The sequence below is a fragment of the Mesorhizobium sp. BAC0120 genome (genome assembly GCF_033542235.1).
Classification (GTDB): Bacteria; Pseudomonadota; Alphaproteobacteria; order Rhizobiales; family Rhizobiaceae; genus JAWRCU01.
The window spans coordinates 243464-259709 of the sequence record NZ_JAWRCU010000009.1; the positions used below are offsets into that span (position 1 = coordinate 243464).

Here is a 16246-nt window from a genome sequence, read left to right on the forward strand (position 1 = left end):
GGTGAACCCTCGCTTGCTCGCTATTGGCGAGCGAGTTCGGCCGTCTCCGACCAGCGATCAACGAATGTCTGCACATCCATCGAACTTGTGGCCCAATATTCGGCGATCAGATCCGACAGCGACGACACGTTGTCGCTTGTCGCCAAAACATTCGGATCCGGGCTGTTCCGTGTGGGATCCCGCATCGACTCCACCCCATCTCCGGCAATCGCATCGAAATTGCTCAAGTCGACGTCTGTACGGGCTGGTATAGAGCCCCACTCAAGGCTGGCCTTCGTCTGCGCTTCTTTCTCGAACACTGCACCCGCGAAGACATCCTGCGCTTTCTTCAACGTCTCGTTGTTCGAGACCGGAAGCACGAATACGTCGCCGCCAAAGATGAAAATTGGCTGATCCGGCCCGAAGACGCCGCCAAAATCAACTCCGGGGCGCTGTCCGGCTGCGACGAGCTCACCCTTCGCCCAATCGCCCATGAATTGGAATCCAGCCTTCTTCTGGGCCAGCAGCAGGGTAGTCTGGTTCCACTCACGGTTGGCGGACGCGGGGTCGACATAGCCCCTGAGCCTGCCGAATATTTCGACCGATTTGCGAAATTCGTCGGACTTGATCGCGTCCGGATCATTGTCATGCCATATCTTCGCGAAGAGCTCCTTGCCTGCCACCCCGACCAAGACGGCGTTGAAAAGTACTCGCTCCTGCCAGGGCTGTGCACCGAGTGCCAGCGGAATGAAGCCCTTCGTCTTGAGCTTATCGAGAGCTGAGAACATCTCATCCCATGTCTTTGGAGGCTCCGTGATACCGGCCTCCGCAAGCACGGCTTTCGAATAGAAGAGGCGGTTCTGGGCATAATTGTTGATTGGAATCGCTACAACGTGCCCGTCGCGCACAATGGCGTTGTAGAGTGCCGACGGGAGCACGTCCTTCCAATGTCCCTCCGCTGCAACATCATCCACATTGCGGATGAGCCCGTTGGCGTAGATATCGTCGAGCTCTTTACCAGTGTTGAGCTGAAGGGCGCCGGGTGGATCGCCTGCCTGCGTCCGGTTGATCGCCGCAGCCTTTGCCGCGTCGCCACCCGCGATGGCCGTGTCGACCCACGTGACGCCACGCTTTGCCACGGCATCGGCCAATGCCTTGATGCCCGCGGCTTCGCTCTTGGAGGTGAACCAGTGTATCACCTCAATCTTTGACCCGTCTTCGGCTGCGTAGGACGGACAACTCGCCCCCGCTGATCCGATTGCCAGCGCAACGCCCATCAAAGACGCAACTCTAAATCTCCTGACCACTCTGTTTCCCCTTCGTTTCTATGGATGGAGCTGAGCTGCTTGAGCCCTGGTTGCGCGTCCGATTACCCAGACGCCGCAGTCGACAAGATTCGGACCCGTTTGACCTCCGGAAGCATAGCGAGATAGCCGCTAACACTGCGGCACTTCGATGCCAGCTCAGTAATTAAGATCATATTGATTTTTATTTACCCGTCAACGCCGGTAGGCTGATCCGCTCGCTTGTCCTGCGTGCTTGACCGGCTTTGCGCCGAAACATGCAAAGAGGAGGTCCGGGCGGTCCGAAGCAGCGACTGAAGCACGGCAGAATTCTATTCAGCTGGCTCGAGCCATCACCGGCCGGACAATCGCTACTCGGTCAGTTTCAGCAGATCCCTGTACCGCGGGTGGGTTCGAATGGGGTCGAGATCGGAGTCATTCCTGACCCGATCCGTCGCCCGGGTGAAGATGGCCACCGCGGCGCGTCGTCTAGCAGCTGGCCCGTGTTGCAACCCGCAGGCCTTGGCGCCGGTTGTCTATCTATCCCCCAACGAGACGCGGCAGCAGGAAAATCTCGGCGCCTTCTGGCAATTCCTTCGACCAGGTGTCGCGATAGATCTCGCCGTCGATCGCGACAGCGATCCCACGTTTGATGTGGGGCTCCAGGGCCGGATACTGCTCCGCGAGCTTTTTGAAGAGCTCGCGGATGTCCTTCGCATCGATGTCGACCTTGTTCCTGCCTCCGGCGGCCGCGCCAAGCGCCCCCCAGAGCGTCACTTCGACCATGACCCTGCTTATTCCGCCTCGAGCGCCGCCAGGATGCGTGGCGGTGACATCGGGATATGCGTCATCCGCACGCCCACGGCGTTCGATACCGCATTGGCGATCGCCGCGAGCGGCGGCACGATCGATGTCTCGCCCACGCCGCGCACCCCGTAAGGATGGTTGGGATTGGGGATTTCGAGAATCTGCGTGTCGATCATCGGCAGGTCCGAGCAGACCGGGATGCGGTAGTCCAGAAAGCCGGGGTTCTGAAGCCGCCCGTCTTTGCCGTAGATATACTCCTCGTTGAGAGCCCAGCCGATGCCTTGCGCGGCGCCGCCCTGGTACTGGCCCTCCACATAGGTCGGGTGCACCGCCTTTCCAGCGTCCTGGACGACGGTGTAGCGCAAGACCCTTGTGGCGCCGGTATCCGGATCGACTTCGATATCGCAGATATGCGTGGCAAAGGACACGCCGGCTCCGTCGGCGACGAGCTCGCTGTGGCCGGCGATCGGCCCGCCGGTTTTACCCGCGGCAGCTGCGATCTCCTTGAGCGAGAGGGGCGGAAGATTGCCGTATTTCTCGCCCTTGGCAATGGCATGGCCCTGTTCCCAGGCCACGTCGTCGACGGGAATATCCCACATCTGTGCAGCGCGTTGGCGCATGACCTGGATGGCGTTACGCGCGGCAGAGATCGTCGCCATCGAGGAAGAGAAGGTGCCGCGACTTCCGTCTGTCATGTCGTTGTAGCCGAGGCTGGCGGTATCTGCGACGACCGCCTTGACCTGCTCATAGGGGATGCCGAGTTCCTCCGCCGCCACCAGCGACAGCGAGGCACGCGAGCCGCCTACGTCTATGGTGCCGACGGCAAGCGAGACCGTTCCGTCGATGCCGATGTTGAGGTCTGCGCAGGTCTGACCCCCGAAGTTGAACCAGAAGCCGCAAGCCATGCCCCGGCCCTGGTTCTTACCGACGGGGGCCTTCATGTGCGGATGGTTCTTGGCCGCCTCGAGCGTTGGGCCGATGCCGATCGGGCCGTACACCGGGCCGTATGAAGATCTCGTGCCTTCCCTCGCGGCGTTCCTGATCCGGAACTCGACAGGGTCTACTCCGACCTTCTTCGCCAGCTCGTCGATCGCGCTTTCCACGGCAAAGGCCGCCATCGGTGCTGACGGCGCGCGATAGGCCGCAGTCTTCGGCCGATTGACGAGCACTTCGTAGCCGACGGTCTTGACGTTATCTAGTTTGTAGCAGGCAAACGCGGTCATGGCGCCCATCTCCGCCCACGTGCCAAAGTAGGGGCCGCAGGAATAGCGCAAGGTCGCCGAGGCAGCGGTGATTGTCCCGTCTTTTCGGGCGCCGATCTTGACGTCGATCGAGGTCGCGCTGGTCGGTCCCGAGGCGCGGAACACCTCTTCGCGCGACATGACGAGCTTGACCGGCCTGCCAGCCTTGCGCGACAGCGCCAGTGCGACCGGCTCGGCCCAGACATGGGTCTTGCCGCCAAAACCGCCGCCTATCTCCGACGAGGTGACGCGCAGTTTGGAGACATCCATTCCAAGCAGCTGCGCACAGTGCTGGCGGTACACGAAATGGCCCTGGGTGCAGACCCAAAGCTCTCCGGTACCGTCTGAATTGACACTCGCCACACACGCATGCGGCTCGATATATCCTTGGTGCGTCTGCTCGGTTTTGAATGAGCGCTCGATGATCGCATCGGCTTGCCTGAAGCCCTCCTCGATGTCGCCATGGCCGAACTGGCTTCGCTTGGCGACATTTGATGGCTTGGCGGGCTTGGGATCGACGCCCTCAGTGAACACGTTATCGTGCAGAAGGGGCGCCGTCGGCTTCATCGCCTCGTCGACATCGGTGACATGAGGCAACACCTCATAGTCCACCTCGATGAGCTTCAGAGCCTTCCTCGCCGTGCGGGCGTCGACTGCAGCGACCGCGGCCACTGCATGGCCGTCATAAAGCGCCTTGGTGCGCGCCATGCAGTTGTCGAGGATGTCGTACATGGCGGAATCGCCGTCGGTGAGGTCGGGCAAGTCGGCCGCGGTGATCACCGCCTTCACGCCGTTCAGCTTCTCGGCCCTCGATGTGTCGATTTTCCTGATCTTAGCGTGCGCGTGGGGGCTTCGGAGAATTCGCCCGATCAACTGGCCGGCCATGTTGAAGTCCGCCCCGTAGCGCGCACGGCCCGTTACCTTGTCGACCCCGTCCGGCCGGATGGGTCGTGTGCCGACGGATGTAAGATTTCGTGCCGAGTAGCGCGGATCGAAACCCATATCATGCTCCCTTCATCACTCGTGCGGCGTCTTGGACGGCACGCACGATCTTGTCGTACCCGGTGCAGCGGCAGAGGTTTCCAGCAAGCCCGAAGCGGATTTCTTCCTCGGTCGGATCAGGATTCTTGGCCAGAAGATCCTTCGCAGCCATCAGGAATCCCGGCGTGCAGATGCCGCATTGCAGCGCTGCGTGTTCTAGGAATTTCTGCTGGAGCGGATGAAGCTTGTCGCCGCTCGCCATGCCCTCGATCGTCTCGATGCGCCGGCCTTCAGCCTCCGCGCCGAGCACCAGGCATGAGCACACCAGCCGGTTATCGAGGATGACGCTGCAGGCGCCGCAGTCGCCCGTACCGCAGCCTTCCTTGGCTCCGGTGAGCCCCAGGCGATCGCGCAAGACCTCGAGCAGCGTCTCCTCCGGCTGGCAGAGGAACTCGACGTCATCGCCGTTGATTGTCGTTGAGACGGCCACTCCAGACATCAATTACCTCCTGCCCGCGCATAGGCGTTCGTGGCGGCCCGCTTGGCCATCACGCCCGCAACCTTTTTCCTGAACTCTACCGTGCCACGCTTGTCGTCGATGGGACGGCAGGCGGCTGAACAGGCATCGGCGAGCCTCTCCAGCGTGACTGCATCCGCCTTGGTGCCAATGAGGACCGCGGCAGCCTCCTCCACAAGAAGCACCGTTGGCGCAACGGCGCCCAGAGCCACGCGGGCCGATTTGACGACGCCTTGCTCGTCGAGCGTCAGACTCACGCCGGCGCTGACCACCGCGATGTCCATCTCTGTGCGTGGAATGAACCGGAGATAGGCATCGGACGAACGCGGCGGGCGCCTGTCGAGCATGATCGCCTCGATGATTTCGCCTTTGGCCAAGGACGTCTTGCCCGGCCCGGTCGGCAAGCTCTCCACGGCAACCATGCGCCTTGTGCCCGGCCCGACAATCAATGCCCGGGCGCCCGCAGCCACCAGCGCCGGCACACTGTCGGCCGCCGGCGAGGCATTGCAGAGATTGCCCACGATCGTGCAGCGTCCCTGCACCTGCTTCGAGCCAATCAAGTTGGCCGCTTCGACGACACCGGGCCATTCCCTCTTCAAGGACGCGCACTCTCCGATTTGGGCGCACGGTACCGCCGCCCCGATGCTGAAGCCCTCGGCCGTCTCTCTGATCTCGCCCAGTCCATTGATCGCCTTGATGTCGACGATCAGGTCGGGTTCGACAAAGCCGCCTTTCATTCTGACCAGAAGATCGCTTCCTCCGGCGAGAATGGCGGCCGTGCCGTCTGCCGCGGCCAGCAAGCCAACGGCATCTTCTATTGATTGCGGACGCTCGTAGCGCATCGTCATCCCTTTAGTCATCGCTCCCATCAATCTGTTGTAGGCTCTTATAAGGTGTTCCCGCAGAATGGCTATCCGGTTCGCTGTATGTGCAGCACTAAGCTGTCGAACAGCTGGATCCTTCGGTCAAGGCGCCAAGGCTCGAATCCTTCACCTGTGAAGGTTCCGGGGTTCTGGACCGTAGGTGATCACGATTGCGTTCATCAGGAATAACTGCTGGTCTCGATTTGTGACGGAGCGGCCCACTTGTTGCCCGAGTTAGAAGCTGAAATGCATCCGAAACAAGGAGCTTCGGCCAGTGACCACCTTCAAGTTCGACCGACCTGTTTCAGTTGTCATGGGCATTGGCCTTCCTCGCGATATCGAGTCCGTATCGGGCGCATACGATGTGCTCCTCGAGTGGAATGGCATCCCCGATATGGACTATCAAGCCGCATTGGACGTCTGCCGCAAAGCTCTAAAGGGAGACAGAACCGCTCAACAAGCCCGCGAAGCCTTCCGAAGATTCGCCTGCAATAGGGGCATCCTGTCGGAACGTGCCTGAGGATACAGCGGCTCCCAGCCTCAGCTGAGGATAATTAGCCAGGTGGGCGAACGTCCGGGAAGGACCGTCCAACTGATCCATTCTTTTTTGAGAAACTGGCACGATCGCCCTGTTGCCCGTCAGCAAATTACACGTCGTTCCCGGCGGCCATATCGGCGGCGGCGGTGGCGGCCGCCCTCAACCCTGAGCCGACGGCGTCGCGCAAGCCGGCCGAAATCATCGCGGACAGCCCTGCAGCCGTCGTACCCCGATAGTCGATGAAGTCGAGCTGCCGTTCGGTCTCGACCTCGTCCTCTTCGCCGCAGCTTGAAAACAGAGCGGTGACGAAGGCGCGGTCCGCCGTGGTGACGTGTTCGCATGCCAGCCATGGCGTGTAGGACCGCCCGATCTCGGCAGCCGCGTTCGGCATCGCGCGCACGACACGATCCGAGTTCAGCCTTCTGCGAAGCGTGGCCATTGACACTCCGGCCATGACCGAGATTGCGAGCTTGCCTTTGAGGTCGAGAGACACCTTTCCAAACTGCTGCGGGCGTACCGAAACGATCACAATCTCCGATCGGCGCGCGAGATCGGCATTGTCCGAGGTCCACGTGACCTCGGGCCATTGGACATACCGATCGCCTCTCGGCGAACGGCCCGACACGATGAGCGAAGAAGCGGATAGCACGCCGGCCGACAATCCCCGCTCGGCGATTGCACCGCCAAGCCAGCCTCCGCCGCCGATGATGCCGACTGTTCCGTTCATCTGGCCTCCTGTCGAGGTGATCACTGTCGCACAATTGAATGAGGCGAGTCCGACGAATATGCTCCGTAGCAACGGCGTCAGAGGGTGAGCGTGAGCGTGAACCGACAACCTCATAATATTTTTCTGCGGTTCATAATGTCGATTGTCTTGGCGGGGGGCATTGTCTTGGCCCTGGACGCTATCGCCTTGGCCGGCGCGCCGCCGAAATACGACCATGTCGTGGTGGTCGTTATGGAGAACCATTCCTTCGAACAGATCGCGCAGCCGGGCGCCGCACCCTATTTGCAGGAGCTGGCAAGAAGCGGCGCCCTATTCGATAATTCGCATGGGATCGCTCATCCCAGCCAGCCCAACTACCTGGCGCTGTTCAGTGGCTCGACCCACGGGGTGCGCGACGACGGCTTCCACGAAATCGCCGCGCCCAACCTTGCCGACCGCCTTCACGCTGCCGGCAAAGCCTTCTTGGGCTATGCCGAGGCAGGCTCGCCGCGCAAGCACAATCCGTGGGAAGCCTTCGCCGACGCCAGGGAGGCGGGAAAGCCACTGACCGAATTTCCGCGCGACTATGCGCGACTGCCGGCGGTCAGCTTCGTCATCCCCAACCTGGCTAATGACATGCATGACGGTACCATCGCGCGAGCCGATGCCTGGCTGAAGGCCCATCTGGGCGGCTATGCCAACTGGTCGCGCAGCCACAATAGCCTGTTGATTGTCACCTTTGACGAGGACGATGACCTTATTGGGAACCACATATTCACAGCGCTCTACGGCGCCGGCATCAAACCCGGCCGTTACGCCGAGAGGATCGACCACTACACATTGCTGCGAACCATCGAGGATATCGAGGGCACAGCCCCGCTGGGGACCACAGTCGTTAGAAAGGCGATCGGCAGTGCTTGGAGCGCGGTAGAACCATTGCGAAACTGAGAGTGGAATACGCAGCGAATAGGGCCAGGTTGGGTTTGCTGGCTGGCCGCGGCTGGCGGCAGCGGTGGTGGCCCCCCGCAATCCTGATTTGACGGCATCGGGCTCTAGGCAGCGGGAGCTTTCACTTGCCAGTGGGCCACCCAATCGCCCGCAACACGTAGTTCCACCTTGGCGTCGCCTTCGATCACCTTGCTGATCCGTTCGCTCTGGAACAGATTGTCTTCGGAAGAGGGGCGCGTGTGGAACCCCCTTCTGTCCTGCCGGACATCTCCCCCTCAAGGGGGGAGATTAGCCGGCCGCTTGGACGGCACTCGTTCTAAGACGATGGTAATTGGCGAGATCATCAATGGCAGCCAATCTCCCCCATTGAGGGGGAGATGTCCGGCAGGACAGAGGGGGGTCTGAAGGGCACGACCTAGCTGTTTAGCAGAGCACAGCCGAGGGCGGCATGCTTATATCCCCTGACGGGAGTTCCAGCCGCCGGGAAATCTCCGTCGCCGTCAGGAAAGCCTCGTCGTGACTGACGACGAGCAGGGCGCCGTCATAAGCGCGTAGTCCGGCCTCGATTGCTTCGATCGATTCGATATCGAGATGGTTCGTCGGCTCGTCGAGGATCAGAAGGGAAGGCGGCGCCTTCCCGCCCAGAACGCAGGCCAGACCGGCACGCAGCATTTGTCCCCCGCTCAGCGACGATACGACCTGAAGCGCGGCGTCGGCCCTGAACATGAAGCGGGCAAGCGCTGCCCGGCAGGCGTTCTCATTGGCTTCCGGATTGAGGCGGCGGAAATTGTCCCGGATCGAAACCGACGGATCCAGCAGGCTCACCTGTTGATCGAGCATGGCGAAGCCGGTCATGACACGCACGGTGCCGGCCAAGGGCTGCAGGTCGCCCGAGATGAGCGCAAGCAAGGTCGTCTTGCCTGAGCCGTTGGGCCCCGTGACGGCGATGCGCTCCGGACCCGTTATCGTGAAGGACAGGTCGCGGATGATAGGTCGATCCGGCTCGTAGCCGGCAGTCACCTCATCGACCTTCAGTACGGTCCGGCTCGCTGGCAGCCCGGTTGATGGCAGGCTGACTGTGAGAGGTTGCAGGATCTCGATCCGCTCGCGCGCCGCACCGAGTGCCTCGATCGCCTGTGCGCGCCTGCTTTCGACAAGCCGGGCACTTTCGCCGCTCGTGTTTTCGCTTCGCTCCTTCAGCCCGCCGAGAGCGATACGTGGTATGTCGCCTCTCAAGCCCTTCCTGCGGCCGGCGCCGTCCTTGCGCGCCTTGCGTTCGGCGGCCATCTGCGCCTTTCGGGCAATTTCGTCGACACGCTTCTCGGCTTCGGCAAGATCGTGCTGCGCGGCCGCGAGCTCCAATCTCTTCCGTTCGCGATAGGCGCTCCAGTTGCCGCCATAGCGCGTGGCACAGAGCGAGGTGAGCTCCACGATGGCATCCATTCTTTCGAGCAATTCCCGGTCATGGCTGACGACGATCGCCCCGGCCCGCCAGCCGGCAATGAGATCGACCACGGCTGCCCGGCCGTCCCGGTCGAGGTTGTTGGTGGGCTCGTCGAGCAGCAGAAAATCGGGCTCCGCGAACACCAGCGCGGCAAGGCCGGCCCGCGTGCGCTGACCGCCGGAAAGCGAGGTCAAAAGCGTGTGCGGCTCGGCGTCGAGGCCTGTCCGCGAGAGTGCGGACGCCAGGCGCGCTTCCAGCGTCCAATCGGCTTCGGCAAGTTCTTCGGCAGTGGCGTCGCCCTCCTCGGCGCGTCGCAACAGCGCGAGCGCCTCAGTGGCTCCGAACAGGTCCGCGATCGTATCGTTCGGCGCCACCTGGACGGTCTGGCGCAACAGGCCGAGCGTTCCGGTGACGGCGACCGTTCCGGACTGGGGCGAAAGCTCCCCGGAAATCAGCCTGAGCAGTGTGGTCTTCCCGATACCGTTACGGCCGATGAGACCGGTCCGTTCCGGGCCGAAACTGAGATCCAGGTCGGAGAGAAGTGGGCGGCCGTCAGATAATGACAGCGTGAGATTGGAGAGGACGATCGAAGCAGGTGTGAACACGGATTTCTCCCAAGGCAAGGCAGACTGGCTTTGCGGTGGGGATGAAATCCATTGCTCAACATGTCCTGTTAGGATTGATCGACGGTCGTTATCTAAGCCGGCGAGGTTGTCAGATCAAGGCCGGCAATATCAGGCGACGCTCGTCACATCAGATGCAGATGCCGGCGTCGGCGGGATCTCGGCTGGAGCTCAGTCCTCGACTATGACGGCAGGCTGGCCGCGCTCGACATGTCCGATCATGCAGGCCGAAGGATAGCCGGCGCCCACAATTTTCTCGGTTAATGCTGCGGCGTTGGCGGGAGCGCAAGCAACCAACAGCCCGCCGGAAGTCTGTGGGTCCGTGAGGAGGTGGCGCCGCCACTCCGGCATGTCTTCCGGCAGGCGCACCGCATCGCCGTAGCTCGCCCAGTTGCGGCGTGATGCGCCGGTCACGAATCCTTGTTGTGTCAGCGCGGCTGCTTGCGAGAACAAAGGAACGTGGCGACCGCGTATGACGAGGGTGCAAGCGGAGCCGCGCGCCATCTCGAGGGCGTGCCCGAGCAGGCCGAAGCCGGTCACGTCGGTAATCGAATGAACGTTGGCATCCTTGGAGAGCTCCGCTCCGATCCGGTTGAGAAGCGTCGTCGAGGCGAGCATTTCCTCGTAGCCGCCGGGCGGCAGCGCCTCCCTCTTGATCGCCGCTGAATAGATGCCGACGCCAAGCCCCTTGGTCAGGATCAGGACGTCTCCCGGCTCTGCCGTGGAATTGCGCCGGACATCGTCAGGCCGGCAGATACCGATGACTGCGAGCCCATAGATCGGCTCCGGAGAGTCGATCGAATGACCGCCGGCGACTGGAATTCCGGCAGCAGCGCAGACATCGCGGCCGCCCTTGAGGATCTCCCGCACGACGTGCGGCGGTAGCTTGTCGAGTGGCATGCCAAGGATTGCCAGCGCCATCACTGGCCGCCCGCCCATGGCATAGACGTCGGAGATTGCGTTCGTCGCGGCAATCCGACCGAAGTGAAAGGGATCGTCCACCATAGGCATGAAGAAATCGGTGGTCGCGATCACACAGGTCTTTTCATCGATCTGCCAGACCGCGGCGTCGTCGCCCGTCTCGGTTCCGACGAGAAGCTGCTGAAAAGGATTGGCTCCGGCCTGGTCCGAAAGAAGCACCCGCAGAATGGCCGGCGACAGTTTGCACCCGCAGCCGCCACCATGGGCGAGGCTGGTCAGGCGCGGGGCAGGCGCTTGCGTGAAATCGCCCCGGCACGCGGGAGCCGTTTGCAACACCACACACTACAGTAGGATCGCGCTTCGACCGGCGTCAATTGCGACGTTCGTCAAATGTGACCTTTGACCGCCAAGAACAATCGCAAGATCGAGGCTGGCGCAACGGCAATCGAGGCTGCTGGAAAAAGCGGATGAACAAGCAATCCGTCGCCGTTGATGCGCCTTGCACTTTCGTCTGTTTGACTCTGAGCAAATTCGGCCCGAATATGGCGCCTGCATCCCTTGGTTCGGGGCGCCCTTGCGGGCATCGAATTCAGGAGGAGACTCCAGATGAATGTTGAACTCTCACGGCGCGCGTTCCTGCAGACAGCAGGCGCCGGTCTGGCTGCGACTACGGTCGGAGCTTTCGGCTTCGGCGACATCGAGGCCGCATATGCGGCGGCGATACGGCCCTTCAAGCTCGCCAATACTGCCGAGACGCGCAACACCTGCCCCTATTGCTCGGTGGCCTGCGGCATAATCATGTATTCGAAGGGCGATCTCAAAAAGGGCGAGCAGGCCGAGATCATCCATATCGAGGGTGATACCGACCATCCCACCAATCGCGGTACGCTTTGCCCGAAGGGCTCCGCTCTGCTCGGCTTCGTCAAATCGCCGACCAGACTGCAGCATCCGATGGTCCGCAAGCCCGGATCCGACAAGTTCGAGCCGATTACCTGGGAAGCCGCGCTAGACCGCATTGCGCGCCTGATGAAGGACGATCGCGACAAGAATTTCGTCGCGACCAGCAAAGACGGCGTGACGGTCAACCGCTGGATCACCACCGGCTTCCTCGCCGCCTCGGCTTCGACCAACGAAACCGCGTTCGAGACCTTCAAGGTGGTGCGCAGCGCGGGCATGCTGGTGTTCGATAACCAGGCACGTGTCTGACACGGCCCGACGGTGGCGAGTCTCGCCCCAACATTCGGCCGTGGAGCAATGACCAATTCCTGGACCGACATCAGGAACACGGATCTTGTGGTTATCATGGGCGGCAACGCCGCCGAAGCCCATCCTTGCGGCTTCAAATGGGTCACGGAGGCAAAGGCCAACCGGGGCGCCAAGCTGATCGTCATCGACCCGCGCTTCACGCGCTCGGCATCGGTGTCCGATGTCTACGCGCCGATCCGCCAGGGAACGGACATCGCTTTCCTGCTTGGGCTCATCAACTACTGTGTTCAGAACAACAAGGTGCAGTGGGACTATGTGAAGGCGTTCACCAACGCGACCTTTGTGGTGAAGGAGGGCTTTACCTTTCAGGACGGCCTCTTCTCAGGCTATGACGAAGCCAAGCGCGACTACGACAAGTCGACCTGGGACTATGACATGGGCCCCGATGGCTTCGCCGTCGTCGACGACAGCTTGCAGAACCCGCGCTGCGTCTGGAACCTGCTCAAGAACCACGTCGCGGTTTTCACGCCCGAAATGGTCGAACGAATCTGCGGCACGCCGAAGGACAAGTTCCTGAAAGTGGCGGCGATGATTGCCGAGACCTCTTCGCCCAGCAAGGCGATGACGTCGATGTACGCGCTCGGCTGGACGCAGCACTCGAAGGGCTCTCAGAACATCCGCACTATGGCGATGCTGCAGCTCTTGCTGGGCAATATCGGCATTCGGGGCGGCGGCATGAATGCGCTGCGCGGCCACTCCAACATCCAGGGGCTGACCGACATCGGGCTGATGTCGAACCTGCTGCCAGGCTATCTGACGGTGCCGACTGAGAAGGAGCCGGACCTTGCCGCCTACATGTCGACGCGCGCCTTCAAGCCGCTTCGGCCGAACCAGACGAGCTATTGGCAGAACTACAAGAAGTTCTTCGTCAGCTTCCAGAAGACGATGTGGGGCGACGCGGCGACGCCGCAGAATGACTTCGCCTACGAGTATCTGCCGAAGCTCGACGTGCCGGGCTACGACATGCTGCGTGCGTTCGAGCTGATGCACCAGGGCAAGATGAACGGCTATTTCTGCCAGGGCTTCAATCCGCTGCAGGCGGCTCCGAACAAGAAGAAGCTGACCGAGGCGCTGTCCAAACTGAAATTCCTCGTCATCATGGATCCGCTGGATACCGAAACGGGGCGTTTCTGGGAGAACCACGGGCCCTACAACGACGTCGATCCCTCGCAGATCCAGACGGAGGTCTACCAGCTTCCTGTAACCTGTTTCGCCGAGGACGACGGCACGCTCGTCAATTCCGGACGCTGGCTGCAGTGGCATTGGGCCGGCGGAACGCCGCCCGGCGAGGCCAAGCGCGACACCTGGATCATGGCGCAGCTCTATCTGCGCCTGAAGGACCTCTACAGCAAGGAAGGAGGCGCCTTCCCCGATCCGATCGTCAAGCTCGCCTGGCCTTACAAGAATCCCGGCGATCCGACGGCCGAGGAGCTTGCCCAGGAGATCAACGGCAGGGCGCTAGCAAGGGTGACCGACACTGCCGATCCGTCCAAGGTACTGGCCGAGCCGGGCAAGCTGCTGCCGGCCTTCTCGGCGCTACGCGACGACGGCTCAACCTCCGCCGGTTGCTGGATCTATACCGGTTCCTTCACCGAGCAGGGTAACAATATGGCCCGCCGGGACAACACTGACCCGGACGATGCCGGCTTCTATTCGAAATGGGCGTTCTCGTGGCCGGCCAATCGCCGCATCCTTTACAACAGGGCATCGGCCGACCTCAACGGAAAGCCCTGGGACCCGAGCCGCAAGGTGATCGAATGGGACGGCGCGAAATGGTCGGGCTATGACGTTCCCGACATCGCGCCAACGGCCAAGCCCGGCGAGGTCGGCCCGTTCATCATGAATGCGGAGGGGGTCTCGCGTCTCTTCACGCGAAGCATGCTGCGCGACGGTCCGTTCCCGGCGCATTATGAGCCGTTCGAGTCGCCTGTCGTGAATCCGGTCGCCCCCAAGATCAGGGGCAATCCGGCGGCCCGAGTATTCCAGGACGATCTCGCCCAGTTTGCCGAGCCGGGCTCGCAGGAGTTCCCCTATGCGGCGACCTCCTACCGCCTGACTGAGCATTTCCACTACTGGACCAAGCACGTCATCGTAAATGCGGTGATACAGCCGGAGTTCTTCGTTGAGATCTCGGAGCAGCTCGCGGCCGAAAAAGGCATCACCAAAGGCGGCTGGGTGCGGGTCTGGTCGAAACGGGGCTCCGTCGTTGCGAAGGCGATGGTCACCAAGCGGATCAAGCCGATCACCTGCGACGGCAAGACGGTCCATGTCGTCGGCATACCGCTGCACTGGGGTTTCACCGGCGCGGCGAAGAAGGGCTTCGGCCCGAATGTGCTGACGCCGGTCGTCGGAGACGCCAACTCTGAGACGCCCGAGTTCAAGGCATTTCTTGTGAATATAGAGCCCACGACAGGGCCAGTGGCATAGGAGGAGCGAAGAGATGTTTCCTCCCGTTCCGAACCCTTCGACGACGGATACATCGCCGCGTTTTTCGGAGAAGGATCTTGTGCGGCGCTCGGCATCCAACGTGCCCGCGCCGGAGCGCCAGCTGCCGGAAGTCGCCAAGCTCATCGATGTCTCGAAATGCATCGGCTGCAAAGCGTGCCAGACGGCGTGCATTGAGTGGAACGATACGCATCCCGAGATCGGCACATTCAACGGCGTCTTCGAGAACCCGCCCGACCTGTCGCCGGACATGTTCACGCTGATGCGCTACCATGAGTGGGAGAATCCGGAGACCAACCAGCTCGAATGGCTGATCCGCAAGGACGGCTGCATGCATTGCGCCGATCCGGGCTGCCTGAAGGCCTGCCCGGCGCCGGGCGCGATCGTGCAGTATTCGAACGGCATCGTCGACTTCGTCCATGAGAACTGCATCGGCTGCGGCTACTGCATCAAGGGTTGCCCTTTCAACATCCCGCGCATCTCCCGTGTCGATCATACGGCATACAAGTGCACGCTCTGCTCAGACCGTGTGGCGGTCGGCCAGGGGCCGGCCTGCGCCAAGGCCTGCCCGACCCAGGCGATCGTCTGGGGCACCAAGGAGGAGATGAAGCAGTGGGCCGGCAAGCGCATCGAGGACCTGAAGTCGCGCGGCTTCGCCAATGCCGGCCTTTATGACCCTCCCGGCGTCGGCGGCACGCATGTCATGTATGTGCTGCATCACGCCGACCAGCCGGAACTCTACTCGGGCCTGCCGAACAATCCGAGGATCAGCCCTCTGGTGCAGGCGTGGAAGGGTGTCACCAAATATGCCGGGCTGACCATCCTCGGCGTCGCAGCCGGGGTCGGCATACTCCATCATCTGATCATGGGGCCGAACAGGGTTTCGCAAGAGGACGAGGAGCGTGCCGAAGAGCTGACGGAAGGCAACGACCATGGCCGCGTATGACGTAGGACCGAGCGACAAGGTCCATCCCGGCAAACCCGTCACCGTCGACCGCTACACGGGGGGCGCGCGCATCAATCACTGGATCACGGCGGCGAGCCTGATCCTGCTTGCCTTGTCCGGCCTTGCCCTGTTCCATCCGAGCCTGTTTTTCCTGTCGACCCTGTTCGGCGGCGGCCAGCTGACGCGCATCATCCATCCATGGATCGGCGTGGTCCTCTTCTTCAGCTTCCTGGGTCTTTTCCTGCGGTTCTGGACAGCCAATCTGTGGAAGCCTGAAGATGGAACTTGGCTGGCGCGGGCGCGCGACGTGCTTTCCAACCAGGAAGACAAGGTTCCCGAGGTCGGCAAGTACAATGCGGGCCAGAAGCTGGTGTTCTGGTCGATGTCCGTGCTGATCGTGATCCTGATCTCGAGCGGCCTGGTGATCTGGGATCAGTATTTCGCTCAGTTCACGACAATCGAGCAGAAGCGCTGGGCCGTGCTGATCCACTCCATTGCGGCCGTGGTGATAATCTGCGTCTGGATCGTTCACTTCTACTCGGCGATCTGGGTCCGCGGCACAATCCCCGGCATGGTGCGCGGGAGGGTCACGGGCGGCTGGGCCTGGCGGCACCACCGCAAATGGCTGCGCGAGCTCACCACGGCCAAACCTGGCAAAGGAGCGGGATCAAAGCCAGCCGAGTAGTGCGATTCAAGGAGGGATGACTTTCGGACATCCCGCCCTAGTTGTGTTGATCA

At 61.9% G+C, this 16246-nt stretch carries 13 protein-coding genes; 5 read left to right on the plus strand and 8 right to left on the minus strand.

Annotation, left to right across the window (positions count from 1 at the left end; all coding sequences use genetic code 11):
• Positions 1 to 20: 20 nt before the first annotated feature.
• The 5 genes from SAZ10_RS20915 to SAZ10_RS20935 form a co-directional block, all read right to left on the minus strand.
• Positions 21 to 1178 (minus strand): ABC transporter substrate-binding protein, encoded by a 1158-nt coding sequence (locus tag SAZ10_RS20915; protein ID WP_318611296.1) that lies wholly within the window; start codon positions 1176 to 1178, stop codon positions 21 to 23.
• Positions 1179 to 1802: 624 nt separating this feature from the next.
• A complete protein-coding gene (locus SAZ10_RS20920) occupies positions 1803 to 2048 on the minus strand; it encodes a MoaD/ThiS family protein (protein WP_318611297.1) in 246 nt (81 codons plus the stop codon).
• A gap of 8 nt (positions 2049 to 2056) precedes the next feature.
• Entirely contained in the window at positions 2057 to 4312 is a 2256-nt protein-coding gene (locus SAZ10_RS20925) for a xanthine dehydrogenase family protein molybdopterin-binding subunit (protein ID WP_318611298.1), read from the minus strand.
• A gap of 1 nt (position 4313) precedes the next feature.
• Positions 4314 to 4790 (minus strand): (2Fe-2S)-binding protein, encoded by a 477-nt coding sequence (locus tag SAZ10_RS20930; protein ID WP_318611299.1) that lies wholly within the window; start codon positions 4788 to 4790, stop codon positions 4314 to 4316.
• Entirely contained in the window at positions 4790 to 5650 is an 861-nt protein-coding gene (locus SAZ10_RS20935; RefSeq protein WP_318611335.1) for a xanthine dehydrogenase family protein subunit M, read from the minus strand. Before SAZ10_RS20935 ends, SAZ10_RS20930 begins: the two co-directional genes overlap by 1 nt.
• A 295-nt stretch (positions 5651 to 5945) precedes the next feature.
• On the opposite strand from SAZ10_RS20935, the gene SAZ10_RS20940 reads away from it, so the two are divergent.
• A complete protein-coding gene (locus tag SAZ10_RS20940) occupies positions 5946 to 6191 on the plus strand; it encodes a DUF982 domain-containing protein (RefSeq protein WP_318611300.1) in 246 nt (81 codons plus the stop codon).
• Between the two features lie 127 nt (positions 6192 to 6318).
• Here the strand turns inward: SAZ10_RS20940 and SAZ10_RS20945 are convergent, their stop codons facing one another.
• Positions 6319 to 6936, minus strand: coding sequence for a pyrroline-5-carboxylate reductase family protein (locus SAZ10_RS20945; RefSeq protein ID WP_318611301.1), 618 nt, complete (start codon positions 6934 to 6936; stop codon positions 6319 to 6321).
• Positions 6937 to 7101: 165 nt separating this feature from the next.
• On the opposite strand from SAZ10_RS20945, the gene SAZ10_RS20950 reads away from it, so the two are divergent.
• Positions 7102 to 7863 (plus strand): alkaline phosphatase family protein, encoded by a 762-nt coding sequence (locus tag SAZ10_RS20950; RefSeq protein ID WP_318611302.1) that lies wholly within the window; start codon positions 7102 to 7104, stop codon positions 7861 to 7863.
• 423 nt (positions 7864 to 8286) lie between these two features.
• On the opposite strand, the gene SAZ10_RS20955 is transcribed toward SAZ10_RS20950, so the two are convergent.
• Both SAZ10_RS20955 and selD read right to left on the minus strand, forming a co-directional pair.
• On the minus strand, positions 8287 to 9912 hold the full coding sequence (locus tag SAZ10_RS20955; RefSeq protein ID WP_318611303.1) for an ABC-F family ATP-binding cassette domain-containing protein: 1626 nt from the start codon (positions 9910 to 9912) through the stop codon (positions 8287 to 8289).
• A 189-nt stretch (positions 9913 to 10101) separates the two neighbouring features.
• Positions 10102 to 11184, minus strand: a complete 1083-nt coding sequence (selD, locus tag SAZ10_RS20960; protein WP_318611304.1) for a selenide, water dikinase SelD — start codon at positions 11182 to 11184, stop codon at positions 10102 to 10104.
• Between the two features lie 273 nt (positions 11185 to 11457).
• Here selD and fdnG point away from each other — a divergent pair, with 273 nt between their 5' ends.
• Genes fdnG through SAZ10_RS20975 form a run of 3 tightly spaced genes read left to right on the plus strand, consistent with a single transcriptional unit; the run spans position 11458 to position 16193 of the window.
• The gene (gene fdnG, locus SAZ10_RS20965; RefSeq protein WP_318611305.1) at positions 11458 to 14544 is read left to right on the plus strand and encodes a formate dehydrogenase-N subunit alpha; all 3087 of its coding nucleotides are present in this window, start codon (positions 11458 to 11460) and stop codon (positions 14542 to 14544) included.
• A gap of 13 nt (positions 14545 to 14557) precedes the next feature.
• Positions 14558 to 15508 (plus strand): formate dehydrogenase subunit beta, encoded by a 951-nt coding sequence (fdxH, locus tag SAZ10_RS20970; protein WP_318611306.1) that lies wholly within the window; start codon positions 14558 to 14560, stop codon positions 15506 to 15508.
• Positions 15495 to 16193 carry a formate dehydrogenase subunit gamma gene (locus SAZ10_RS20975; protein WP_318611307.1) on the plus strand — a complete coding sequence of 233 codons (699 nt, stop codon included), beginning with the start codon at positions 15495 to 15497 and terminating at the stop codon, positions 16191 to 16193. Before fdxH ends, SAZ10_RS20975 begins: the two co-directional genes overlap by 14 nt.
• Positions 16194 to 16246 lie beyond the last annotated feature (53 nt).

Bases quoted from the DNA above. Each gene is read 5' to 3' on its own strand.
- SAZ10_RS20920 (WP_318611297.1), bottom strand. From the start codon at position 2,048: ATGGTCGAAGTGACGCTCTGGGGGGCGCTTGGCGCGGCCGCCGGAGGC.
- SAZ10_RS20930 (WP_318611299.1), bottom strand. From the start codon at position 4,790: ATGTCTGGAGTGGCCGTCTCAACGACAATCAACGGCGATGACGTCGAG.
- SAZ10_RS20945 (WP_318611301.1), bottom strand. From the start codon at position 6,936: ATGAACGGAACAGTCGGCATCATCGGCGGCGGAGGCTGGCTTGGCGGT.
- SAZ10_RS20925 (WP_318611298.1), bottom strand. From the start codon at position 4,312: ATGGGTTTCGATCCGCGCTACTCGGCACGAAATCTTACATCCGTCGGC.
- fdxH (WP_318611306.1), top strand. From the start codon at position 14,558: ATGTTTCCTCCCGTTCCGAACCCTTCGACGACGGATACATCGCCGCGT.
- SAZ10_RS20935 (WP_318611335.1), bottom strand. From the start codon at position 5,650: ATGCGCTACGAGCGTCCGCAATCAATAGAAGATGCCGTTGGCTTGCTG.
- SAZ10_RS20975 (WP_318611307.1), top strand. From the start codon at position 15,495: ATGGCCGCGTATGACGTAGGACCGAGCGACAAGGTCCATCCCGGCAAA.